Source organism: Ruegeria sp. CL3, from assembly GCF_056536505.1.
On sequence record NZ_JBQFPT010000008.1, the window covers coordinates 158590 to 183137 of the forward strand.

The window sequence follows — 24548 nt, forward strand, 5'->3', positions numbered from 1 at the left end:
ATGCGTCTGACCGAGAAAGGGGACACTTTATGAAGGCGACTATGACACCGGAACTGGATCAGAAATGGTGGTCCAAGAACAAACCGAAGCTGATGAAGAAAACCGGCCTGGGCGATGCTTTGAAAGCATACCAGGTCGCCGAAGATCAAATGGATTGGGACAAGACTTTGAAAGCCTTGTCCAACGTCAAGCGCAAGGTTGCCGAGGCTGTGAAGCTCGCGGGCAGCAAGCACTCGGATACAGTGACGGTCCTGAAAAAGTACCCCAAGATCATCGACAAGAAAGAAAAGGAACTCGAGGAAAAGAAAAAGGACGCAGCGGCTCGGGCTAAGTCGGCCTCGAGTGATGCGCCCAAGCAGAAACTGGGTAAGTCGGTTGTCATCTGGAAAAAGGATCTGGGCACCGAGATTACCAAGAAATACAAGCCCGATTGGCTGAAAGAGCTGAAGGGTTATGCGTTCCAGTTGAAGCTGAACGATGATCTTCTGGATGTTCTGGAAGATGAGGGCGACTATGTCACGCCGCAGCAGATGGTGGATGACGCCAATGCAGTGACCGACAAGCTGGTTGCCTTGATCGCCAAAGAGCTGATGGCGACGGATGCGGCGATCAAGAAGGCCAGCGACGCAAAGAAACGCGCGGCGTTGATCAAAGGGTTCGACGACAAGCTCGCGACCATCATGAACGGTGCTAAAAAGCACTATGAGTCGATCCCGGCCAAGCGCTGGCAGGCCTTTGTGAAGCGCAAGCAACAGTACAAGGACTATAAGGTTAAAACCGGCTTTGACATCACGCTTGGCGTGTTGGGTGTCGTCGGTGGGGCCGCGGGTGTGGCCGGTGCGGCCGCAACAGGCGGCGCGTCGCTGGCCTTGGGGATCGTCTCGCTGGTGCGGGGCGTTGCGCAACTGGCTGATAAGATCAAGGACGCCGCGCAAGAGGCCGAGAAGGTCGAAAAGAACCTCAAAAGCGATCTGGACACGCTCCTCAAGCGGTATCGCACCGCGGAAGGCGAGGCCAAAAAGCAGGTTCAGGGCGGTGCCGAGGTTGGTGCCTCAGTCCTAAAGGGTATTTTGGGCACCGATACGCCGTTCCTGGCCACTCTGCCGAAATGCGACAAGAACTATGGTCTGTGGCAAAACAAAGTCGCCGGGCTTGAAGTTGGTGGGCGCAAACTGTCTCAGGCGATCATGAAAGGTCTGCAGGAATGCGACAAGCTTGAGAAAGCAATGAAGCAGGCAGACGCGAAGAAGGCCGGTAAGTATCTGGACAAGCTTAAGAAAGCCCGTGCCTCGTTGCAGAAGGGTCTGGACGGGTGTTCGGATATGATGAAGCGGGTCTCGGACGCGGACAAGAACGCGCCGAACCTCAAGAAGATGCTGGATGCGCTGAATTCGAGCAATCCGAAATACGCGCAGATCTTCGACAAGGTATTCCCGGTTGTCGTCAACCTGACGCTGGCGGGTGCAAATGCCGGGGTTGGTTTCAAGGAAGCGTCGAGCACGCTTGATACGGTCAACACGGCGCTTGGGCTGTTCAACGACATTGCCTCGGAAGGCAAGGATCAGCTGGAAGAAGCGATCGGCTAAGCGGCGGGGCGGCGCCCGTGGCCCAAAGCCACGTGGCGCCGACCTCATCCGGCAGGAACGAAAACGGAATATAGGCGCGAAAAAAATGGCAAAGCAGACAGTTACACCTCACAAGTTTTACGTGGTCGATCTCATCCGGTCGAAGCCCAAGCTTCAGTATATTGAGATCCCCAGCTACCGCGTTGACGTCAAATTCGAAGTCACGGCCAAAGGTCCGGTGCCGTCGACCACGCTGAAACGTCTTGAAGCAGCCGGTATGAAAGAGCTGGAGCGCTATGAGACGGTGATCAGTCAGGAGGCGGTCAAGCTCGACAAGAAAGTCGCCGAGCTGATGAAGACGCCGGGTCAGAAATCTCAGGCTGAAGCCGAGAAGATGATCCAGGCCACCAACCAGATGATCAAGAACGCTCTGCGGTCGGCCGAAGGGGCCGCTCAGGTCGCGATCGAAAAGCAGATCAAGGTTGAGGCGAATAAGGACAAGCTGCTGAAAGAGGCGCGGGTCAAGACCACGCTCAAGGTGACAGCTGGTGTGATCAAGATCGGCACGGCTGTCACGCGGCTTGTGGCGACCTCGGGCGCGGATGTCATGGCCTACAAGACAATTGTCAAACAGGTCTACGATCTGGGCAAAGAGGTTCAGCAGCAGTTGAAGGGTGAAGAAAAACTGCGCAAGGACCTGGAAGGCGCCATCCAGAAATACATCAAGCTACGCGGCACCTCGATCATGCAGGCGGCTGAGCGGCAGGGTATCACGGACACTTCGGGTATCTCAGTCAAGAAACCGATGGAGGCGATCAAGAAACTGACCGCCAAGGCCCTCGCCATGGGGGATGAGGTCACCAAGGGCCGGGACGCCAAGAAGATCGCCAAGGAAATCGCGGATTTCGCGATCAAGGGCTATCAGGTCTATCAAAAGGACTCGAACAAGAAACGCGCGCTCTATCGTGAGCATACGACGAAAACGCGCCATAAGGTCGATGATCTGGGCAAGGCCGCTGACAAGCTGATGAAGGCTGCGAAGTCGCAGAAAACCCTGAAAGAGGGCGTCAAGCTCGGGGCTGAATGCATGGCCGTCAAGCGTGAGGCCAGCGCCATGGCCGCCAAGCTCGAGGAACGTCAGAAGTTCCTGGCCGAGATGGAGGCTCTGATGGAAGGCAACGGTCTGAAAGTGGATGACACCACGATCATGGACAAGCTGAAGAAGCTGGACAAGATGACGGTTCTGAAAGAGACCAAGACAATGTTTACCTCGGTCAAAGGGGTCTACAAACTGGTGGACGGAATCAGCGACGTCGTTGGTTAAACACGTAAATCTTCGGGTGCGGTTCGCCGTGCCCGACACCCAAAGCAACAGGAGGTGTTGGTGGAACCCGGTATCGAGAAGAGCGAAACGCTCCGCGACACCGTGCGCGAGTTTGTCGAGCGTAAGGCTGTAACCAACACCATTCTTGGTGTGATCATTTTCAACGCGATCACGCTGGGGCTATCAACCTCTCCTTCGGTTCAATCGAGTATTGGCCCGACCCTGGTTGTGATCGACAAGATCGTGCTGGGCATTTTCGTGGCCGAGCTGTTGATGAAATTCTATGCTTACCGGTTCAGCTTCTTCAACAACGCCTGGAACATCTTTGACCTTGTTGTTGTTACGCTGGGATTGCTGCCCAACCGCGACGGGCTGTCCGCGCTGCGTGGGTTGCGGGTCATCCGGGCGATGCGTTTGCTATCGGTCATCCCGCAGATGCGGGCGGTGGTCCAGGCCTTGCTGGACGCGCTACCAGGTATGGGCGCGGTGATCATCATGATCTCAATCGTGTTCTACGTTTTTGCTGTCATGGCGACGCTGATGTACGGCCCGGATTTCCCGGAATGGTTCGGGTCTTTGGGTAAATCGCTCTATTCCCTGTTCCAGATCATGACGCTGGAAAGCTGGTCGATGGGCATCGTCCGCCCAGTGATGGAGGTTCATCCCACCGCCTGGATCTTCTTCGTACCCTTCATCGTTATCACTGCCTTCTCGGTTCTGAACCTGTTCATCGGTCTGCTGGTCAACACCATGCAATCCGCAGTGGAGGACGAGTCGGTTGAAGAGTTCTCGCACCTGCGAGAACTGGTGCGCAGTGAGACTGATATCGTAGATGATCGCGTGAAGGAACTGCTGGTCGAGGTTCGCGCCCTGCGGCGCGAAGTAGCCGAGTTGAAAGGTCAAACCGATGGCTGACAGCTCTCAGAAATTCATCGCCCGCAATCGGGCTCCGCGCGTTCAGATTGAATATGATGTGGAGCTTTATGGGGCCGAGAAAAAGGTTCAACTGCCCTTTGTCATGGGCGTGATGAGCGATCTCTCCGGCAAGTCAACGGTCGAAACGCCCGCAGTCTCGGATCGTAAATTCCTTGAAATTGATGTCGACAATTTCGACGATCGTATGAAGGCCATGGCCCCGCGCGTTGAATTTGCCGTGCCCAATACGCTGACGGGCGAGGGTAATCTGGCCGTCGATCTGACATTCGAGAAGATGGCTGATTTCACCCCGGCCCAGATCGCGTCAAAAATCGAGCCTCTGCGCAAACTGCTTGAGGCCCGCACGCAATTGTCGACCTTGATGGCCTATATGGATGGGAAGACTGGGGCCGAGACACTGATCGAAAAAGTGCTGGCCGATCCGGCCCTTCTGGGTGCCCTTGCGGGCAGTTCGCTCCCCGAGCAGGACAATGAGGCCACGTTGGACGCCTTGCGGGATATGATGCCCGAAGATGCCGCAGCCGACAATTCGGTGGAGGATGCGCTTGCGTCTTTACCCGAGGTTGAGGTCGCGGAGGAACAGGATCAATCGGCCGACATCTTATCCGATCTGGCGGTTGACGCTCCGGAGGACGCGCCTGAAGATACAGCCGTTGCCGATGCTTTGTCCTCTCTGCCCACCGCGGTTGAGCCCGAGGCGCCTGTAGATGACAGCGCGGATGTTTTGTCCAATTTAGCGGCCTCAGCACCCGAGGAAACGGCTCAGGATACCTCTCTCACGGACGCTTTGTCTTCGCTGCCTGAAACCGAGGTTACTGAGGTAGCCGACACGTCAGGCGATATTCTCGCGGAGTTGGCCGACGCCGCACCAGCGGATGAGGTTGAAGACACCGCCGCAGATGACATCCTGTCCAGCCTGCCAGATGTCGAGATTACGGCGGAAGAGGACGCGGCCGATGATATCTTGTCCGATCTGGCCAGTTCTGAGCCTGATGATGAGCCCGAGGATACGTCGGTCGCGGATGCTCTGTCTTCTGTTCCAGAGGTTGAGCTGCCCGACGTGTCGGAAGACTCCACGGATGTTCTTGCCGATCTGGCCGATGTAGCGCCTGAGGCGACCGAGGTTGAGGATGTGACCTCGGATATTTTGTCTGACCTCAGCGATCTGGAAACGGAAGAGGTCGAAGACAGCTCTGTGTCCGATGCCCTCGCGTCTCTGCCGGAAACTGATGTCGCGGATGAGGTTGATGGGTCCGATGACATCCTGTCGGACCTTGCAGATGCTGCCCTGGACATTGAGGTCGAAGAGGACACGCTCGGCGATGTCCTCGCCTCAGTACCCGAGGTTGAGGCCGCGTCTGAGACGGATCAGAGCGATGATATTCTATCTGAACTGGCCGATCTGGAACTGGAGGAGACGGAAGAGGACGGCGCACTGGACGCGGCGCTTTCATCGCTTCCGGATGCTGATGAAGAGGTTGCAGAAGATCATTCAAACATTTTGTCCGACCTCGCCGACGCTGCCCCTGAGGAGGTGGATGAGGACGTGGATCTGGACGGTCTGATTGATGATCTGGCGGAGAAGGCTCCCGATGAAGCTGATGAGCCTGCTGCAGAAGACATACTCGCCTCGGTGCACGAACTGGACAGCACGGATGAGACGGATCCGTTGGAGGACATCCTTGGTGATCTAGCCAGCGACGATCAACCTGGTCCAGAGGCAGAAGCGTCCGACCTGGATGATTTGCTTGCCGACCTGGCGGATTCTGCTGACGAGGCCCAGCCGGAGGAGGATGTTCTGGATGACATCCTCGGGGATTTGGTGGAAGCCGAAGCTGATGAGGTTGATGAAGCCGCCGCAGAAGATGTTCTAGCGGATTTGGCCGAGGAGCCAGACGGCGATCTGGATGATCTGTTGAATGACCTTGGGTCGGATGAGGATCCATCTGCATCAGGTGATGAAGCCGGCGATGATCTGGACGATCTTTTGGACGATCTTGAAGAGGCCTCAGGAGATGCCTCGGACGATCTGGACGCGCTTCTGGGTGATTTGGAATCCGAGCCGGGAAGCGACGCCGCTTCAAACGATTTGGATGCCTTGCTGGGTGATCTTGAAGGCGACGATGAGACAGAAGATGCGGATACAGATGATCTCGATGCGCTGCTGGCGGACCTTGGCGATGATGTTGAGGATGAGGATGCCAGCGCCGACGATCTTGACGCCTTGCTGGGTGATCTTGAAGCCAGTGATGAAACCGAAGACGTGGATACAGATGATGTCGATGCGCTTCTGGCGGACCTTGGCGACGATGTTGAGGATGAAGATGCAGGCGGGGATGATCTGGACGCCTTGTTGAACGACCTGGGGTCGGACGAGGACAGCCCGTCAGAGGAGAGTTCAGCAGATGATCTGGACGCTCTGTTGGCGGATCTTGGCGACGACGAGAGCGGTTCAGACGACCTTGATGATCTGTTGAACGATTTGGGCGCAGATGAGGATAATGAGGAATCCTCTGACGAAACGACAGATGACTTGGATGCCTTGCTGGGCGATCTAGACCTGGACGACGAGGGCGGATCTGATGATCTGGACGCTCTGCTGGGTGACTTTGGTGCCGATGACGCGTCAGATGACTCAGCGGGATTGGACGATGAGCCGCAATTGGCATTCGGCCGCATGAGCGCAGATCGACCTGACCCGGAACGGCTGAAACGCACCCGGTTCCGGATCGCGATCTTTGGCGATTTCTCTGGCCGCGCGGCGCGTGGGCAGATCGAGACTGGCGACGCCCTAGCCGCACGTAAGCCGATCATTCTGGATCCCGATACGGTCGAAGAGGTGATCGAGGGGTTCGCAACCGATCTCGTGCTGCCGATTGGCAAGGACGGTGCCGGGATCCAAGTGAAACTGAAAGAGCTGGACGATCTACATCCCGACGAACTCTATGAAAAGGTCGAGCTGTTCGATGGCCTCTCGGGTCTGAAAAGCCAGCTGAGCGCGGGTGGGACTGCAGATCACGCCGCCAAACAGCTGATCGGTTGGGGGGAAGAGTTCGGGCAGGCGGTTGTGCCGCCACGCAAATCCTCGGGCGGTAACACAGTTCGTGCTGACCTGAAGCTCAGCGATTTTCAGAAGCTGATTGGTGATACGTCGGGAGAGCTGGCGCAGGCCTCACCCGTTGATGACTTGCTGAAACGCGTGGTCGGCCCGCATATTCGCAAACTGCCCAGCCCCGATGTGCAGGCGATGCAAAAGGCCGTGGATGAGGCGCTGAGCGCAACCATGCGCATGGTTCTGCATCACCCAGAGTTCCAATCCGTCGAAGCACAGTGGCGCAGTCTCGATCTGATTGCGCGCAGCGTCGAGGATGATGATACGCTAGACGTGGTTTTGTATGACGTCTCGGCTGAAGAGATCGCGGCAGATTTGGCCGCCGAGGAAGATCTGGCGAAAACCGGTCTGGTTCGGTTGCTGACCGAAGAGCCGCTGGACGAAGAAAACGGGCGTGGCGGATATTCGGCGCTGATCGGGCTCTATACCTTTGAGGAAACACCACCACATGCGGAACTGCTGGGCCGTATTGGCCGCGTCGCAGCCCATGTGGATGCGCCGTTCGTCAGTGCAATCACCCCGGCCTATCTGGATGTTAAGCTCGAGGATCGCCACCCGCTAGTAGTCGAAGCCTGGGATACTCTGCGCGCGATGCCCGAAGCCGGGCATGTTGGTTTGGCGTCGCCCAGGTTCTTGCTGCGGCGGCCTTACGGAGCGAAGTCCGAGCCGATCTATGAGTTCGATTTTGAGGAATTCACCGAGTCTGAAGGCCTGCGTGGTATGCTTTGGGCCAATCCGGCGGTTCTGGTGACGATCTTGTTGGCGCGGTCCTTCAAGCAAAATGGCAAGGCGATGAATTTGGGCTCGGTCATGAGCCTGGGTGGTATACCGTACCATTTCGTCAATGACCGCTACGGCGATCAGGTGGCGCTGCCGTGTACGGAACGCAATATCACGCTGGCAAAGCACGAACACTCGGTCCAGCGCGGCTATATGCCTGTTCTGTCTGTCAAAGGCCGCGATGAAATCCGGCTTGGCTCGTTCAACTCGGTTGCCGGGCAGGAGATTCTGGGCCCGTGGTCCGGTATGCCCGCGCCTGCTCCGTCGCCAGACGTGCCTGCTGCGCCAGAGGCTGATGAGGATGACGATCTGGATTTGGATCTGGACCTCGACACGGGCGACGACGATGATTTCGACCTCGATCTGGACCTTGGAGATGACGACAGCGGTGATCTTGACGATCTGCTTGCGTCATTTGGCGACGATGATGACGGTGACGATAGTGATGATGAAGATATGGACCCCGAACTTGCTGCACTGCTGAACGATTTGTGACGGCGCGGTGAACGAGAATTGGAAGGAACGGTAAATGGCTGAGAGTCTGCAAAGTAAAGAGTGGCCGCTTCGGATAACGGGGTCGTATAGCTATGGTGAGGATGATCTTGTCATCAGGCGGGCCGTCGTCTCGGAAGAACTGGGAAAACTGACCGAAATTCAGGTCGAATTCCTGTCGGAAAAGACGACGATTGCGTTGGACAAGCTACTGGGCAAGGTGATGACCATCCATCTGGCTGCTGACGGGGCCGAGCGTAAATTCACTGGCACGATCGTGAGGGTGGAGCGGCTGGCGCTGCGCGATGGCTATGTACAGTTTCTGGCCGAATTGCGCCCTTGGTTCTGGCTGCTGACGCAGACCACCGACAGTCGCATCTTTCAGGAAATGACCGCCGTGCAGATCATCGAAAAGATTTTCGGTGAATACGGGCTTACGGATTTCAGAAAAAGCCTGCGCGCCACTTACCAGCAGCGCGAATATTGCGTGCAATATCGCGAAACGGATTTCGACTTTATCTCGCGCCTGATGCAGGAAGAGGGCATCTACTACTATTTCGACTACACAAATGCCAAAGACAAGAATGAGACGCTGGTCATGTGCGACGGACCAAACGCGCATACGCCGATTGCCGGTGACGCAAAGGTCGAATTCCGAGGCGGGGATGACTACAGCCAACGTCTTGGTGACTCGGTCACCGAATGGGCCGCGTCCGAGACGATCCGGCCCGGAGTTGTCTCGCTAGGCGATTTTGATTTCGAAAAGCCCAAGGCATCGCTGGATGCGCGGGCCAAAACGCCGACCGGCGCAAAGCACGGGTTCAAGGACAAACTTGAGCTTTACGATATTCCAGGCCACTACAAGGAAACCGGGCCGGGCAATACGCTGGCCAAGGTGCGGATGACGGCCGAGGATGCTCTGTTCGACCGGCGGCGCGGGCGGGCCTCGGTCCGGGCGCTGGAAACCGGGCGCAAGTTCACGCTGAAGGATCATCCCGACAAGGCCGAGAACGCGGAATACCTTATCACCAAGGCGCGGTACTTTCTTCAGACCACCGAAGGTTATGGATTTGCCAAGAACGATAAGGATCTGGACACCGGTGCGCTGGAGTTTCCGGAGGACAGCAATGAGATGTTCATGGTCGAGTTTGAGGCCCAGCCCGGCAAAACCGAATTCAAATCGCTGCGCACGATCCCGTGGCCCGAAATCTCGGGTCTGCACACAGCCATTGTGACCGGCAAGGCCGGTGAGGAAATCTGGACCGACAAATATGGTCGCATCAAGGTTCAGTTCCATTGGGACCGCGAAGGCAAGAAGGACGAAAAGACCACCTGTTGGGTGCGGGTTGTCACCCCTTGGTCGGGTAAGAACTGGGGTATGGTCAGCATCCCCCGGATTGGGCAGGAAGTTGTCATCCAGTTCGAAGAGGGTGATCCGGATCGGCCGATCTGCACAGGCATGCTCTACAATGCCGACACCATGCCACCCTATGCCTTGCCTGCAAACCAGACGCAAACAGGGATCAAGACGCGGTCCTCGAAACAGGGCAGCGCCGAGACGTTCAACGAACTGATGTTCGAGGACAAGAAAGACGCCGAACTGGTGCGCTTTCAAGCGCAGAAGGATCACGAGAAGCTGGTCAAGAATATGTCCACGATTACCATTGGCTATGACAAGCTGGACAAGGGTGGCAATGGCGGTGACGGCTGTCTCAGCCAAGTGGTCAAGAAGAACGTGGATGAGACGATCAAGGAAGGTGACCATACTTTCACCATCGAGAAGGGTAACCAGACGGTCAGCATCAAGACTGACCAGACCGAGACTATCGAGGGCAAGTCCACCCGCACCGTCACAGGCAATCACGCCGAGACGATCAAGGAAGGCGACAAATCCACGACGGTCAAGATGGGTGACATTCAGGTCGATGCCAAAATGGGCAAGATCACAATGACCGCAATGAAGTCGATCGAATTGAAGGTTGGTGGCTCATCGATCAAACTGGACCCGACAAGCATTACGATCAAGAGCACGATGATCAAAGTCCAGGCCAATGCCAAGTTGGATGCAAAAAGTCCGATGACGACGGTCAACGGTGACGCCATGCTGACCCTCAAGGGCGGCCTGACAATGATCAACTAAGGGGGCGACGCGATGACAGACCGTTTTTCCGGAATGACCAAAACGCCCCAGATGCCCGCTGCGCGCATGCTGGCCGATGCCAACGCTCGTCTGAGCGTCAAGCTTGAGGCCCCGGCCAGTGCGCCCTTGGATGTGGTGTTGACTGAATTGGAAGAGAAAGGCGCAGTGATCGACATCCTGCGCCTTCTGGGGGTGGCCTTGCCTGCCCGAGAGCGCGTGTGGTGGTCTTGTCTGGCCGCGCGTGACTATATCGGTGAGGCCCCGGACAATAACACACCCGCGCTGGCGGCGTCCGAGGAATGGGTGTTTCGTCCTACGCCAGAAAACCGCGACAAGGCGGGCGCGACGATTGATCTCGCCGAACCTGATGATGAGACGGTAAATTGCGCCATGGGCGTGTTATACTCGGACGGAACCTTGGGTTCGGGTGAACTAGCCAATGTCCCGGCCCCTCTCGGCGCGGCCGAAGTTGTGGCCTTTGCGATGAATGTTGTTGCAATGGACAAACATGAAGAGGATTTTGATGCCTACGTGCAGTTGCTGATTGACCGTGGGGTCGATATTGCTCGGGGTGGAAATGGTAAGCTGGACCGCGAGAACGCCAGCGCTGAGAAAGAGGAGTAAGCATGGGATTCCCGCAAGCACGAATCTTGGACTTGCATGCGTGTACGCTGCCTGCTCCTCCGCCAGCCCCGCCACCGCCTGCTCCGGTGCCGATGCCGATCATGCCGCCCTGCTGTACGACGGTTCTGGTGGGAAAACTGCCCGCAGCGCGTCTGTCAGATATGGCGACGCCGGCGTTTCCGCACCCGATCATCAAGGGCTCGGCCACCGTTCTGATTGGCAAGCTGCCTGCCGCCCGTGTGACGGATACCTGCGCTTGTGGTGGCCCGATCATCAAGGGCGAGCTTACCGTACTGGTCGGAGGATGAAGACAAACGAATGACGGTCACTTTGAAATTCCAATCCACCGGCGTGGTGCCGGGCGACGGGCGCCCGGTCTCGATGCAGGGGGGCTCTTTGACCGTGGGGCGTGGGCCAGCTAATGACTTGGTTCTGCCTGACCCTGAAAAGACGCTGAGCAAAAGCCACTTCGTGATTGAGGATCACAATGGAAACGTGGTGATTGTTGATCTGTCGACGAACGGAACTTTTCTGAACTACTCGAAAATCCCTCTGGGTCGGACACCGACGCCGCTCAACAATGGCGATGTGCTGGTCGCGGGTGGGTATGAGATGGTTGTTGAAATTGGGACGGACCTGCCCAGTTTCGAAGACTCGATCCCGCAGCCTATGCAACAGGCGGGGGTGTCTCCGGGTCTGTCCCAGAACGCGCCAGATCCGATGGCGTTGCTTGACGATGCCGCTCCGGGCGGGGATTTTCTGGATGATCTTTTGGGCGGTGACGCCAAAGGGCCCGGGCAGATTTCCACGCCCGACCCGATGGATGAACTGCTGCCGCCCTTGGAGGATGACGATCCGTTCTTTGCAAAGCCCAAGGATGTGCATGCGGATATGGGCGCAAGCGATGCGATGCATAACCCATCGGCCAGCGACGCGTTTACCGCACCCTCTGCAGGCGGTTCGAACCTGATCCCTGATGACTGGGATGATGATCTGCTGTCGCCCTCTGGCGGCTCGAACTCGGACCCGTTTGCCGCGCCTGAACCGGCGCGTCCGGAACCCACCGCGCCGCCTCCGATCAAGCCAAAGCCGGGCGGCCAGGCCGATGTAGTTCCGCCCCCCGAACCGGTTGAGGCAGAGAAAACCGTTCCGACCGGCGGTGGCGATCAATCCGCTGCCCGTGCCTTGCTCGAGGCGTTGGAGGTCGACGATCTGCGCATCGACGACGCTGATCTGCCTGCCACGATGGGCCGCATGGGCCGTGTGTTGCGGGTGATGATCACCGGCTTGCGGGAAATCCTGATGACCCGCACCTCGATCAAGTCCGAGTTCCGCATCGAACAGACCATGATCAATGCGGGTGGAAACAACCCGTTGAAGTTCTCGATCAGCCCCGAACAGGCGATTGAGGCGTTGGTCAAACCGCGTGTCAAAGGCTACCTTGCCTCGGAAGAAGCGACTGAACAGGCGTTGAACGACATCAAGGCCCATGAGGTTGCGATGGTCACCGGCATGGAGGCCGCGCTCAAAGGCGTTCTGGCCCGGTTGGACCCCGAGGTGCTGGCGGGAAAAATTGAAGGTTCCGGCAAACTTGGGTCACTTTTTAAAGGTAAAAAGGCCCAATACTGGGAAGTGTACGAGAAGATGTATGCCGATATCTCGGATCAGGCAGAGAATGACTTTCACGATCTCTTCAGCCGGGAATTCGCACGCGCGTATAAAGAACAGCTGGAAAAGCTGAAGTAACGCCCCTTCGCGGGCGGTAAGAACAAGGGAGGGCAGCCATTGTCCTGGGACAGCAAGGTGCTTTGGACCGAAGGGTTGTTTCTGCAGCCCCATCACTTCCAGCAGGCGGATCGGTATACCGAGGCGCTGGTGGCCGGTCTCGCACGCCGGGTCACGCCTTATGCCTGGGGTGTCAGTGCGTTAGAGATCGATGATGAAGTGCTTAAGGTCGGTCAGTTTGCCTTGAAATCCTGCTCGGGCCTGACGCCGGATGGGCAAGTATTTCGCGTGCCGCAGGCCGAAGATCACCCGCCCGCTCTGGAAGTGCCCGAGACGATCAAGGACTGCGTTGTTTACCTGACGGTTCCCCAACGGCGGCAGGGTGCCTCAGAGGTGGATCTGAGCGGGGCCGAACAATCGGTCAGCCGTCTACGTCCGGCTGAGCAGGAAATCACCGATGTGATGAGCCAGCAGAAAAAGCCTGTCACTCTGGGCGTCGGCAAACTCCGCTTGCAGTTCGCGTTGGAAGTGGATGATTTGGCGGATAAATTGGCGATCCCGATTGCCAAGATCATCGAAGTGCGTCCGGACAAAGAGATCATCCTGGATCGCGGCTTTATCCCATCGGTGTTGGACGTGCGCGCCGCCGCCGCGCTGGCCGGTTTCATGAATGAGCTTGAGGGGATGCTGTCGCACCGCATGCAGGCCTTAGCAGGGCGTCTTTCGGATGGCGGGCCGGCAAAGGGGGCTGCCGAGATTTCGGATTTCCTGCTGTTGATGACTATCAACCGCAACCTGCCCTTGGTGCGCCATTTCGCCAATATCGAAAACGTGCATCCCGAACATGTCTACCGTGTCTGCGCCGCGCTCGCCGGTGAGCTGGCGACCTTCATGAGCACCGAGAAAGAGGCCGTGCAATTCCCGGCCTACCAGCATGACGACCTGACCGCTTCGTTCGCGCCGGTCATTCGGACTCTGCGGCAGTACTTGAGTTCCGTATTGGAGCAGACGGCGGTTTCAATCCCGCTAGAGGCGCGGAAATACGGTATCAGCGTGGGCGTGATAGCCGACCGCAAGCTGATCGGCAACGCCGGTTTCGTTCTGGCCGTGAATGCGGATATCCCGGCTGAGGACGTACGCCGCCATTTCGCCGGGCAGGCCAAAACCGGTCCGGTTGAGGAAATCCGTCAACTGGTAAACTCGGCGCTTCCCGGTATCACGCTCCGTCCGTTGCCCGTTGCCCCGCGGCAGATTCCATATCACTCGGGTGTCGTCTATTTCGAACTGGATGCCGCCAGCCCATACTGGGGCAAGATGACCACCTCGGGTGGGATCGCGGTTCATGTATCGGGGCAATATCCGGGACTTGAGATGGAGCTGTGGGCGATCCGCAACCAATAAGAGTGAACGTGATCACTGGCGGCGCCAAAACAATTTGATAGGGCTTGATATGTGGGTCACACTCGTGACGCGGAAGCCTTAGGGGAACAGGTCAAAGAATGTCCGACAAAGATCCATTTGCCGAACCGGACGACACCGACAAGACGGTCATTCGCCCCAATCCCGGTGGGCGACGTCAGGCGGGTGGCATGCCGCAACAGCCGGCTCCGCAGCAACCAGCCGGATATCCCGATCCGATGCAGGTGGCACAGCCCGATCCTATGGCGCAACCGGCGCAGGGCGGCGCGGGATACGGGGTGCCTCAACCCCAGACGCCTCAATCCCGGCCTGCCTCGGGCGGGGAAGAGGTTGCGACCACCGGTATGAACCGGCTGAACGCCTGCGCCGCGTCGCTGTTTTCTTTGATAAGCCGTATTCGCAACCGTGCGCAGCATATGGACCCAGACAAGCTGCGCCAAAGCGTTGTGGCCGAGGTACGCGCGTTTGAAAATGCCGCTTTGCAGGCAGGCATTGCAGCGCAGACCGTTAAGATCGCACGCTATGCTTTGTGCGCGACTTTGGACGACGTTGTTTTGAATACACCATGGGGGGGTCAGTCCAGTTGGGCGACCCAATCGCTGGTCGGCACCTTCCACCGAGAGACCGTCGGCGGTGATCGCTTCTATGACCTGCTGGCACGTCTCGAACAGGACCCGGCCAATAATATTGAGCTGCTGGAATTCGTCTACATGTGCCTTTCGCTTGGGTTCGAGGGGCGTTTGCGCGTCGAACAAGGCGGCGCGGACAAGCATATGCAAATCCGGCAGGGTTTGGCGCGGATCATTCGCGCGCAGCGTGGTGACGTGGAACGGGATCTCGCTCCGCATTGGGAAGGGGTCGATAAACCATACCGCGCCCTCAGCCTTTGGAAGCCGGTCTGGATCGCTGTTGGAGTGACTGCTCTGCTGCTGCTGATCGAATTTGGCGGGTTGTCTTATCTGCTGTCCAACAAGACCGAAAACCTTGTGGGGCAGATGTCGGTGATTGATGCTGGCCGGGTGACAGAGCTGCAGCGCCGTGCTCCACCGCCTCCTCCGCCACCACCGCAAGCCCAGCCGCAGGTCGAAAAGGTCGTTGCCTTCCTCCAGCCCGAGATCGACGAAGGGCTGGTTGAGGTCTTTGAGAAAGGCAACACGCTCATTATTCGGATCAAGGGATCGGGCATGTTCGGGTCGGGTTCTGACCACTTGCAGGACAAGTTCAAGGAGCCGGTGCGCCGCGTGGCTGTTGCGTTGGACGGCGAACCCGGAGGGGTCATCGTGACTGGGCACTCAGACAATGTGCCGATCCGCTCATCGCGCTTCCCGTCCAACCTCGCTCTGTCTCTGGCACGGGCCAAATCGGTGATGAACCAGATGGCGGGTGAGATTTCCGATCCCGACCGCCTAAGTGCCGAAGGCCGTGCCGATAGCGAACCGATTGCCGACAACTCGACCCGCGAAGGTCGGGCGACGAACCGCCGGATTGAAGTCCTGCTGGTTCAGGAGGAGAACTGATGATCCGCCGCGTTCTAAGATATGTTTTCATGTCGATCTATACCGTGCTGTTCTTCACGGCGACGGTTCTGGCCGGATGTCTGTACTATTTCGGCCCCTGGATCGGCTCCGATGAGTGGCGGCCGCTGGACGGGGTCGGGACGCGCCTGATCTGGTGCGGGGTGATCTATCTGGTCTTCTTCCTGATCGGTCTGACCATTTTCCTGTTGCGCCGACGTCGCGAAAAGAAGCTGACGGAGGAGATCACTGAATCCGTCGCCGATGGCGGCGACATGATCGATAGCGAGATTACCGAGCTTCGCGGCAAACTGAAAACCGCGATGGCGGCTTTGCGCAAGTCAAAGAACGGGCGGCGCCATCTGAATGAGCTGCCCTGGTACGTCATGATCGGCCCTCCGGGGGCTGGCAAAACGACAGCGATTGTGAACTCGGGCCTGAACTTCCCGCTGGCGGATGAGCTGGGCAAAACCGCGATTGGCGGTGTCGGCGGTACGCGGAACTGCGACTGGTGGTTCACCGAGAACGCCGTTTTGATCGACACGGCCGGGCGTTACACGACGCAGGAAAGCGACGCGGAGGTCGACAATGCGGCGTGGATCGGGTTCCTCAGCCTGCTAAAGAAATACCGCAAGCGGCAGCCGATCAATGGCGCCATGATTGCGATTTCCCTCTCTGACCTGTCCTTGCAGGACGAGGTCACGCAGAAAGAACACGCCAAGGCCGTCCGTCGCCGACTGGAAGAGCTGCGTGAAAAGCTCGGTGTGCGGTTTCCGGTGTACATCCTGTTCACCAAGGCCGATCTGATCGCAGGTTTTGCCGAATTCCACGACAATCTGGGCAAAGAAGACCGCGAGCAAGTCTGGGGCTTTACTCTGCCATTGGACAAGTCGCGCAGCGAGCAATCTCCGGTCGCGGCTTTTGATGAGGAATTCGCCCTGCTTCTGGGTCGTCTGAATTCGCAGTCCTTGGAGCGGATGCAGACCGAGACGGACCCGCAGCGCCGCGCGCTGATTGCCGGGTTCCCGATGCAGGTCGCCTCGGTTCGCAAAGTGGCGCATGAGTTCCTGACCGAGGTTTTTCAGGACAGCCGCTATCAGCACCGCCACATGCTGCGTGGGGTTTATTTCACGTCGGGCACGCAAGAAGGCACGCCAATTGACCGTCTGATGCTGGGTATGGCGCGGACCTTTGGGATCGGCCGTCAGGCCATCGGTTCAGGGCAGGGGTCGGGTCGGTCCTATTTCTTGACGCGCCTGTTCGATCAGGTGATCTTCCGCGAGGCTGGGCTGGTCAGCGCCGATGACAAGGTGGAAAAGCGCTACAAGATCACCAAATGGGCCTCGATTGCCGCGACTATTATTGCCGCCGTCACGGTCGGGGCTTTGCTGGTGCGCAGCTTCATGGGCAATACCGATCTGATCGCCGAGGCGCAGGAGGGTGTATCCGCCTATCAGGCCGCCGCCGCCACCTTGCCGCCCAGCCCCGTTGGCGACACCGATCTGGTTCCGGTCGTGCAAGCGCTCAACACGCTGCGCGATCTGCCGGCCAACCCGACGCTATCGGATCCGGACCCTGAAACACGTCTCACCTACGGTCTCTATCAGGGCGACGTGATCGGCACACAGGCGGCGCAAACCTACCGCGCTGCGTTGAACCAGCGTCTGTTGCCGCGTCTTCTTCTGCGTCTGGAAGAGCAGATGAGCGCCAACATCAACAACCCCGATGTGCTCTACGAGGCGCTGAAGGTCTATCTAATGCTAGGTCTACAAGGTCCGATGAACCAGGATCTGGTCAAAGAATGGATGAACATTGACTGGAGCGTGTCCTTCCCCGGCCCATCGCGTGAGGAATTCCGTGCGGATCTGAACGATCACCTCGACGCCATGCTGAGCCAGCCGATGCAAGAGATCGCCCTGAATGGTCCAATGGTCGATCAGATTCAGGGTATCCTGTCGGAACTCCCACTGGCGCAGCGTGTCTATAACGGCATCGTCTCCAGCCCCGCGGCCACAGCGCTGCCGGAGTGGCGGATCACCGAAGTGGGCGGCCCCGCTGTTGGTCGCGTTCTGGTGCGGTCCTCCGGGAAACCTCTGAACGACGGGATTGAAGGTATTTTCACCTATAATGGCTTCAATAACGTCTTCCTTGGTGAGGCGATTGGCGTCGCCAAACGCGTGCAGAAGGAAAGCTGGGTTCTGGGACCCCGAGGTGAGGCTGAACAAACCGAGCAGGCTCTTGCTGCCCTCAGCCGTGATGTTCTGGACCTCTACTACAACGACTACATCGCCCGCTATGATGCGATGCTGGGGGATATCGACATCGTACCGATGGAAAGCCTCAGCCACGCAGTTGAGGTCACCAATGTGCTGTCAGGCCCGACCTCGCCTATCGTGAATGTCCTGAATTCGATCTCGGATGAGACGCAACTGACCGAAAACCGGTCAATTCTCTCGGGCAACGATGCGATCAGCGAAGGCGTTTCCGGTGCCGCCGCGATTGAGCTGCAATCCGCGACCTCAGCCCAGACACAGATCCTGTTGGAGGCCCTGGCCAAAACCAGTGGTGTCAATGCCGGCGAACCCGTGCAAGCGCCGGGGCAGTATGTCGAGGACCGCTTCGATTGGTTGCATCAATTGGTTGAACGGCAAGAGGGTCAGCCTTCGCAGCTGGACATGCTGATGGGGTCGCTGACAAGCGTATATCAGGAGCTGAACAAAATGTCGTTCAGCGGTGTCTCTGGTGGTGAAACCGGGCAGGCTCTGCAGCAGTTCCAGCAAGAGGCCGCCCGTATTCCCGGCCCAATGGAACGCTGGGCGCTACAGATCATCGATGGCTCGTCCGGGATTACTTCGGATAGTACCCGTTCGTCCATCAACGCGCGGTGGCAATCGACTGTTCTGCCGTTCTGCGAGCAGGTTGTCGGGGATCGCTATCCGTTCAACCGCCGCTCGGGTGCGGATGTTGCGATGGGTGACTTTGGCAAGTTGTTCGGTCCGCAAGGTCTGATCGACTCGTTCTTCAACGAAAACCTCGCCAAACATGTGGATATGCGCACGCGACCATGGTCGTGGAAGTCCGGGGTCAATGCGACCGATCTGGGCATCAGTCAGGCGGTTCTGACCCAGTTTCAAAATGCCGCCGAGATCAAGGAGGCATTCTTTGCGGCAGGCCCGCAGCCGCAAATCCAGTTCCAAATTATGCCCGAGGCACTGGATCCAAAGGCCAAAGGCGTCAAGCTTGAGATTGATGGCCAAGTGCTGGAGTTCAAACATCGCGGTGGGCTGCCCTCACCCCTCGCCGTGACATGGCCGGGCTCGGTTGGGCTGGCGCGCGTCAGCTTTGAGCCGGAAAAGCGCAATATCGAAAGCGTTCTGTCCAAGGACGGCCCCTGGGCCTGGTTCCGCCTGCTGGACGCGGCCGAGGTAAGGCGCACCAATGTGTCTGACCGCAAGAAGGTGATCTTCAATGTCGGTGGTCGCATCGCAATCTTCCAGTTGCAGTCGGGTTCGGTCATCAACCCGTTCGCTTTGCCGGCGCTGCAGAAATTCAGCTGTCCCAAGTCGTTCTGATGCAAACAGGCGGGTTTGGTGCATTCGGCAAGATGCCCTCGGTCGGAGATTTCTTCCGCCTCGGGGTATCACACGCGTTTGTACAGCCGTGGGATGAGTGGATACAGTGCAGCATGTTGGCTGCGTCAGAAGCTTTGGGTGAGGCATGGGATTCCCACTACATGTCTGCTCCGATCTGGCGGTTTTGCCTGTCTCCGGGGCTGGCTGGCCCGCAAAAGATGCTGGGGGTTCTGATGCCTTCGGTGGATCGGGTCGGACGTCGGTTTCCTTTGACCTTGGTTGCCGGGGTCTCGAACGAAGGGTCTGCTGCGTTGGCGCATTTCCGGGCAGCTGAGGTCTACCGACAACTTGAAGATCTGGCGCTTGCCGCGCTCGAAGATGACATGACCCGCGACAAACTGGCCGAGGGTTTGGCCGCTTTGCCAGCCCCAACGCAGCAACCGACTGCGCCTGTGCGCGCACATGGTAACACGATGGTGCTGACCCGCGGGGAAGTCTCCGACAGCTTGTTGCCTGATCTGGCGGCGGGCTTGATGTCGCAAAGATATCGCACCCCAAGCGTTTGGAGCACTGAAATCGGCGGCGTCCCCCGAATGATGATCTGCGAAGGTTTACCGGATGGGGCAAACATGCAAGGCTTGTTCAACTTACACGCCGCATTGTGGACCGAGGCACGACCAATATGAATTCAAGTCACCGCGTTCGGTACAGTGCACGCAGCCATGTGGGCCTAAGGCGTAAGGTCAACGAAGACGCGGTGCTAGCGCTGCCCGAGGAAAGCCTCTGGTTGGTGGCTGATGGGATGGGCGGGCATGACGCGGGAGACTATGCCAGCCGATTGGTCGCGGATATGGTTGCCGCAATCCCGCCCGGTTTGGCCCCAGCAGATAGGTTGACCGCATTGCGGGACGCAATCCAGCGCGCCCATGCCGTGATCCGACAAGAGGCAGATGCCCGAGGTGGCGGCACGATTGGTACGACGGTTGCGTGCATGATGCTGGCCAATGGGCACTTTGTCGGGCTTTGGGCTGGGGATAGCCGTATTTATCTGCTGCGTGAGGGCAAGATCCAGATGCTTAGCACCGATCACTCGGTCGTGGCGGATCTGGTTCTGGCCGGTCAGATGAGCTGGGACGAGGCAGAGCAGCACCCTCAATCCAATGCGATCACACGGGCCGTGGGCGTTGGGGATGTTCTTGAATTGGACAAAGTCCGTGGCGAAGTGCAGTCGGGCGATCGTTTTCTGATCTGCTCAGACGGCCTTAGTAAATACGCAACGTTCCCGATGTTGGAGAAAGCGCTGTCGGATATGCCGATCGAGACCGTCTCGGATCAGTTGATACAGGTGGCGCTGGATGGAGGCGGGGCCGACAACATTACCGTGATTGTCGTCGACATCCTTTAACTTCACATTTTGACGCAGGAACGCCGCCGGAGCCTATTGCTCTAGCGTTGTCAGAATGCGGCTGTCCAGAGATAGAATTTGCGTTTCAACATTGCGGTCCTGCTCGCGCAAGGCCTCGGCATAACCTGCAGCGGATTCTGCCGTTGGGCGTATGGTGCTGAACAGTTGATTGTCGGTATGCAGAACGATCACCTTGCTTTTCCCCAGCGCGGTGTCATCGACCTGAAAGGCGATGCCGCCATTGTCTTGGCTTTCATCAATCGAATAGGCCACACGGACGGAAATCGGCCCGGACTCTCCGTCGCGCAGAGAGGCGATATCGTTGTCTTGGCGGGTGACGTTGGGCAGCAGGTGGAACACATTGCCTGACACATCCAAAACCGAGACGGACAGATACCCATCCTGAACATCGTCGGGCAGGTCGACATCAATGACCGGGTTTTGCCCGACAATGAAGTCTCCAGTCGGATTGGGGGCGTTGCCTTGCTCTCCGTTGAAGAACGCGATCGAGATATCGCTGGCAGGTGCTGAGGGCAGGAAATTCTCGATCAGACACAGGGTCGGGTTCAGCAGCGTGACCTGCTCAAGATCGATAGGGCGTGAACCAGCGAGGGCCGTCAGCGCGGTGTCCAACCCAACAAAACTGTCCCTTGAGGCCAACGTTCCGCCAACCTTGATCGGTGTTTCGGGGCCGTAGCCCGTGCTGGGTGCGTCGATCAGTTTCAACGCGCCGCAATCGGCCAGACCGGACAGGATGGGTCGGACCTCATCCGCGGACAGGAACAGCGACTCCAACTCGATATCTGCGGTGCCTTGTAGCCCGGCGGGCAGACCGGCGGAGTAGAGCTGCTCTAGCTCGGCATGTAGGGCCTGATCGGTGGTTTGTCCGGTCAGTCGGGCCTCATTGCCTTCGACCACGAAACGCCACTCGTCCAGATCCATTGCCGCGTCGATGACACCGGTCACCGCTGTTCCCCAGGTGTCGGAAATGTCGCCCGAGGCCAATGTGAGATCAACATCGCCCCCTTCGGATGTGATCTCGCCTGTCATGGCGTCCCGCACAGTCTCGGACGGAACAAAGCCTACGGCACGAGGGGCCTGACCGGGTCGTTTATCAGCCACCAGAGTATAGGGCGATACGGTTGGGTATTGCGGTGCAAGGAAGCTGTCAAACAGTCCGCCGAAATAGCCACCGGCACCAATGCCAACAACCGCAAGCGCGCCGACTGCAGCCACCACGCCTCCACGCGAGGACTTGGCAGGTTCAGCTTTGGTCGGGCTGGCCTTGGATTTCGGTTCCGGTTGCGTAACCGGGGCAACGGATGGCGCAGCGGCAGGGGCCGCGCGCGGCGCGATCACGGTTGCATCGTCCAGATCGTCTTGAAGCGCGGCCGATCCGTTCCGGGCCGCCGCCAGGGCGCGTAGAACATCTCCGGCGCTCTGGTACCGATCATCCGGGTTCGGAGCCGTCATCTTGTCGAGGATCGACTTTAGCGGCTCCGGTACGTCCTGAGTATTCAGCGGCTCTTTCTTGTTTTCGACCACTTCCAGCAGGTTGCGCCCGGCATCAGCTTTTTGCCCCCGGAAATTGGCCAGCAGCAAGGCGCCCAGAGAATAAATATCGGTGCGCTGGTCGGTTTTGCCTGAAAGTTGCTCGGGCGCGGCATAGGCGTATTTCCCGGCAAACTCACCGCCCACAATGGTTTCGGCACCCGGGTTTGTATCCTTGGCGATGCCGAAATCAATGATCACGGCCTGCCCCGGATCGCCATCGCGCAGGATGATATTGTCGGGGCTCAGATCGCGGTGAACGATGTTGCGGGCATGGGCGGCCTCAAGCCCCTCGCAAACCCGTTTGCACACGGTCAGCACGTCGCCCGCCGACATAGGGCCGGTTTTGAGCTTCTGGTCGAGGCCCGGTCCGTCCACATAATCCATCACCAGATAGACATGCCCGTCGGCGGTTCGGTTGTTTTCAGAATAGCGGACAACCGCGTCGTGGCGGATGTCGCGGATTTCTTCTTCGCGGGTCAGCAGGACCAGATAGTCATCATTGCTGGAAAACTCCGCTTTCAGAACCTTCAAAGCGGCAAGCCGCCCCGAAATCTCGGAGCGGGCTCGATAGACGTCAGAAGTACCGCCCCGCCCAAGTATCGCTTCGATCCGATAGGTATTGTTCACCAGATCGCCCGGCTGAAACAGGTCGCCTGCGCGGGAGTCCGTCATGCTGTCCTCGGTTTAGTTAGAGTGGTGGTGTAATCAGCCGAGGGCCTGGAATTCAACGCGACGGTTTTCGTCGGCGCGCGGATTGTCTTTGTTCAGAGGTTCAGCCTCGCCAACACCCAGCACCTCCAGCCGCTGTTCCGAGATGCCGCAATCGCCGACTAGGAAGCGTTTGACCTCTTTGGCACGCAGCAGCGACAGGTTCTGGTTGTATTCGGCGGAGCCTGCACTGTCGGTATGGCCGATGATCTGGAAAACGTTCACATCCACGTTCTTCATCGCCTGACACAGCGACGAAAGCTTGGGCTTTTCATCCTCGCGCAGCGCGGCCGACGCGAAATCGAAGCGGATCTGGATGTTGACCTGATCCTCGCTAGCGACCGGCTGGTATTCGGTCGGTGCGGCGGCAACGGTGGTTTCAGCTTCGGCCTCAGCCGTTTCGCCGGAATTCGACGGCACGATGACAAGGCCGCGCGTCTTCTGCTTGTTGAACGCGTCGGTGATTTCGTCTGCCGTCAACTCGCCTGACTGCGCCAGAGCAAACTGAGCGGTACACAGGACGGCGAATGCCGAGGTCCCGATGAACTTCCATGATGCAAATGCGGACATAACCCTAACCTTTCCGTGTTTGAGGGGAAGATTAGCCCCCCACCAGACGACCGACAATGAAGAATGTCACACAAGCGCTGGACATTTTTAGGTCAATAGCGTGACATCACGCGCCCAGCCTTTTAAGTTCATCTTATAAGGTGGCAGAATACAGGAAACATCAGGCAAATGCGCATCGTTCCGGCGATCATTCTTGGAGTGGCCATCATACTGGCTCCGATCATCTGGTACGTCTTTCCTTTGGTCGTCCCACTTGACGAGAATTTCGAAGGTCCCGCCATCGACTCAGGCGCCCGGATCGAGATCGAGATGCTCAGCCAGCAGCTGGATGATATGCGCGAACAGGTTGAACGACTTTCGCTTGAGGTGTCGCGCACCCAGAACGGTGCCGGGATCGTGCCGCAGGACAACTCGGCGGCGGATGACTATGGGTTTGACCGCTCCTCGCCCAATGAGATCATTGACGCCTATGCGCAGGTTGTTCTGATCGCCAACCGCAACAAGGTGAACCGGGAACTGGACTTGGCCGGATCGTCCTTCTTGCGCGAAACATTCGGCCTGCCGCGCGAGGATTTGACGGATGAATGCCAGTCGATGACCAACCCGCGGCTTGAGGAGCTTCTGGTGTTGGAAGAGGTCGGGCCGGTTCGGGTGCGGATGCTAAAACCTGCGGTTGATTCACTGCGGGCTGTATTTGAGAACATTCAACGCACCGACCCCGACCTTTATGCGCGTATCAATACGGCTGGGTCGTTGTGTGTGCGCCGTATTCGCGGGGCGACGTCTTCGGCTTCGGCTCATGCTTACGGTCTTGCAGTCGACCTGAATATCGACGGTGTTCTGGATACGCTGGGCGACGGAAAAACCCAGTTGGGTCTGACTATTCTGGCCGATTTCTTCCGCGAGGAAGGCTGGGTCTGGGGTGCTGCCTGGGGCCGTGAGGACTCGATGCATTTCGAGGTCAGCCGTAACAAGATCGAAGAGTGGCTTGAGGCCGGGCTGCTCTGATCGCGCTTCTCAAGCGGTTTGTGAAGTCCGTCACAGACGCAATGGGGTGCAAAGTAAATAAAGCGTTATCTGTTCCAAAGGGGGCTGCGGAATGTTGAGA

General features: G+C 58.1%; 16 protein-coding genes and 1 pseudogene. 15 read left to right on the forward strand and 2 right to left on the reverse strand.

Annotation, left to right across the window (positions count from 1 at the left end; genetic code table 11):
• Positions 1-29: 29 nt before the first annotated feature.
• From ACR0NO_RS13765 to ACR0NO_RS13830, 14 genes and pseudogenes are all read left to right on the forward strand, one after another.
• Positions 30-1586, forward strand: coding sequence for a hypothetical protein (locus tag ACR0NO_RS13765; RefSeq protein WP_170675844.1), 1557 nt, complete (start codon positions 30-32; stop codon positions 1584-1586).
• An 85-nt stretch (positions 1587-1671) separates the two neighbouring features.
• Complete coding sequence (locus tag ACR0NO_RS13770; RefSeq protein WP_170549437.1) at positions 1672-2889, forward strand: hypothetical protein; 1218 nt, start codon at positions 1672-1674, stop codon at positions 2887-2889.
• A gap of 57 nt (positions 2890-2946) precedes the next feature.
• Positions 2947-3804, forward strand: coding sequence for an ion transporter (locus ACR0NO_RS13775; protein WP_170378691.1), 858 nt, complete (start codon positions 2947-2949; stop codon positions 3802-3804).
• Positions 3797-4297 (forward strand): annotated as a pseudogene (tssB, locus tag ACR0NO_RS13780) (type VI secretion system contractile sheath small subunit); the annotation flags it as partial. The gene ACR0NO_RS13775 and the pseudogene tssB, both read left to right, overlap by 8 nt.
• 30 nt (positions 4298-4327) lie before the next feature.
• On the forward strand, positions 4328-8212 hold the full coding sequence (locus ACR0NO_RS13785) for a type VI secretion system contractile sheath domain-containing protein (RefSeq protein ID WP_480724398.1): 3885 nt from the start codon (positions 4328-4330) through the stop codon (positions 8210-8212).
• A gap of 34 nt (positions 8213-8246) precedes the next feature.
• The gene (locus ACR0NO_RS13790) at positions 8247-10349 is read left to right on the forward strand and encodes a type VI secretion system tip protein TssI/VgrG (protein ID WP_170643323.1); all 2103 of its coding nucleotides are present in this window, start codon (positions 8247-8249) and stop codon (positions 10347-10349) included.
• 12 nt (positions 10350-10361) lie between these two features.
• On the forward strand, positions 10362-10973 hold the full coding sequence (locus ACR0NO_RS13795) for a DUF6931 family protein (RefSeq protein WP_170639707.1): 612 nt from the start codon (positions 10362-10364) through the stop codon (positions 10971-10973).
• 2 nt (positions 10974-10975) lie between these two features.
• Positions 10976-11281 carry a PAAR domain-containing protein gene (locus tag ACR0NO_RS13800; protein WP_170378401.1) on the forward strand — a complete coding sequence of 102 codons (306 nt, stop codon included), beginning with the start codon at positions 10976-10978 and terminating at the stop codon, positions 11279-11281.
• A 10-nt stretch (positions 11282-11291) separates the two neighbouring features.
• Positions 11292-12719 (forward strand): type VI secretion system-associated FHA domain protein TagH, encoded by a 1428-nt coding sequence (gene tagH, locus ACR0NO_RS13805; RefSeq protein WP_480724348.1) that lies wholly within the window; start codon positions 11292-11294, stop codon positions 12717-12719.
• Positions 12720-12758: 39 nt separating this feature from the next.
• Entirely contained in the window at positions 12759-14099 is a 1341-nt protein-coding gene (tssK, locus tag ACR0NO_RS13810; RefSeq protein ID WP_170378397.1) for a type VI secretion system baseplate subunit TssK, read from the forward strand.
• A gap of 98 nt (positions 14100-14197) precedes the next feature.
• Positions 14198-15634, forward strand: a complete 1437-nt coding sequence (gene icmH, locus ACR0NO_RS13815) for a type IVB secretion system protein IcmH/DotU (protein ID WP_170666642.1) — start codon at positions 14198-14200, stop codon at positions 15632-15634.
• The gene (gene tssM / locus ACR0NO_RS13820; RefSeq protein WP_480724349.1) at positions 15634-19203 is read left to right on the forward strand and encodes a type VI secretion system membrane subunit TssM; all 3570 of its coding nucleotides are present in this window, start codon (positions 15634-15636) and stop codon (positions 19201-19203) included. The genes icmH and tssM overlap by 1 nt, the downstream gene beginning before the upstream one ends.
• Positions 19203-19889, forward strand: a complete 687-nt coding sequence (gene tagF, locus ACR0NO_RS13825; RefSeq protein ID WP_480724350.1) for a type VI secretion system-associated protein TagF — start codon at positions 19203-19205, stop codon at positions 19887-19889. Before tssM ends, tagF begins: the two co-directional genes overlap by 1 nt.
• Positions 19886-20608, forward strand: a complete 723-nt coding sequence (locus tag ACR0NO_RS13830; RefSeq protein WP_170639703.1) for a protein phosphatase 2C domain-containing protein — start codon at positions 19886-19888, stop codon at positions 20606-20608. Before tagF ends, ACR0NO_RS13830 begins: the two co-directional genes overlap by 4 nt.
• 33 nt (positions 20609-20641) lie before the next feature.
• On the opposite strand, the gene ACR0NO_RS13835 is transcribed toward ACR0NO_RS13830, so the two are convergent.
• The gene (locus tag ACR0NO_RS13835; RefSeq protein ID WP_480724351.1) at positions 20642-22834 is read right to left on the reverse strand and encodes a serine/threonine protein kinase; all 2193 of its coding nucleotides are present in this window, start codon (positions 22832-22834) and stop codon (positions 20642-20644) included.
• Positions 22835-22867: 33 nt separating this feature from the next.
• Positions 22868-23440 carry an OmpA family protein gene (locus ACR0NO_RS13840; RefSeq protein WP_170639701.1) on the reverse strand — a complete coding sequence of 191 codons (573 nt, stop codon included), beginning with the start codon at positions 23438-23440 and terminating at the stop codon, positions 22868-22870.
• 168 nt (positions 23441-23608) lie between these two features.
• On the opposite strand from ACR0NO_RS13840, the gene ACR0NO_RS13845 reads away from it, so the two are divergent.
• The gene (locus ACR0NO_RS13845) at positions 23609-24448 is read left to right on the forward strand and encodes a M15 family metallopeptidase (protein ID WP_209253432.1); all 840 of its coding nucleotides are present in this window, start codon (positions 23609-23611) and stop codon (positions 24446-24448) included.
• Positions 24449-24548 lie beyond the last annotated feature (100 nt).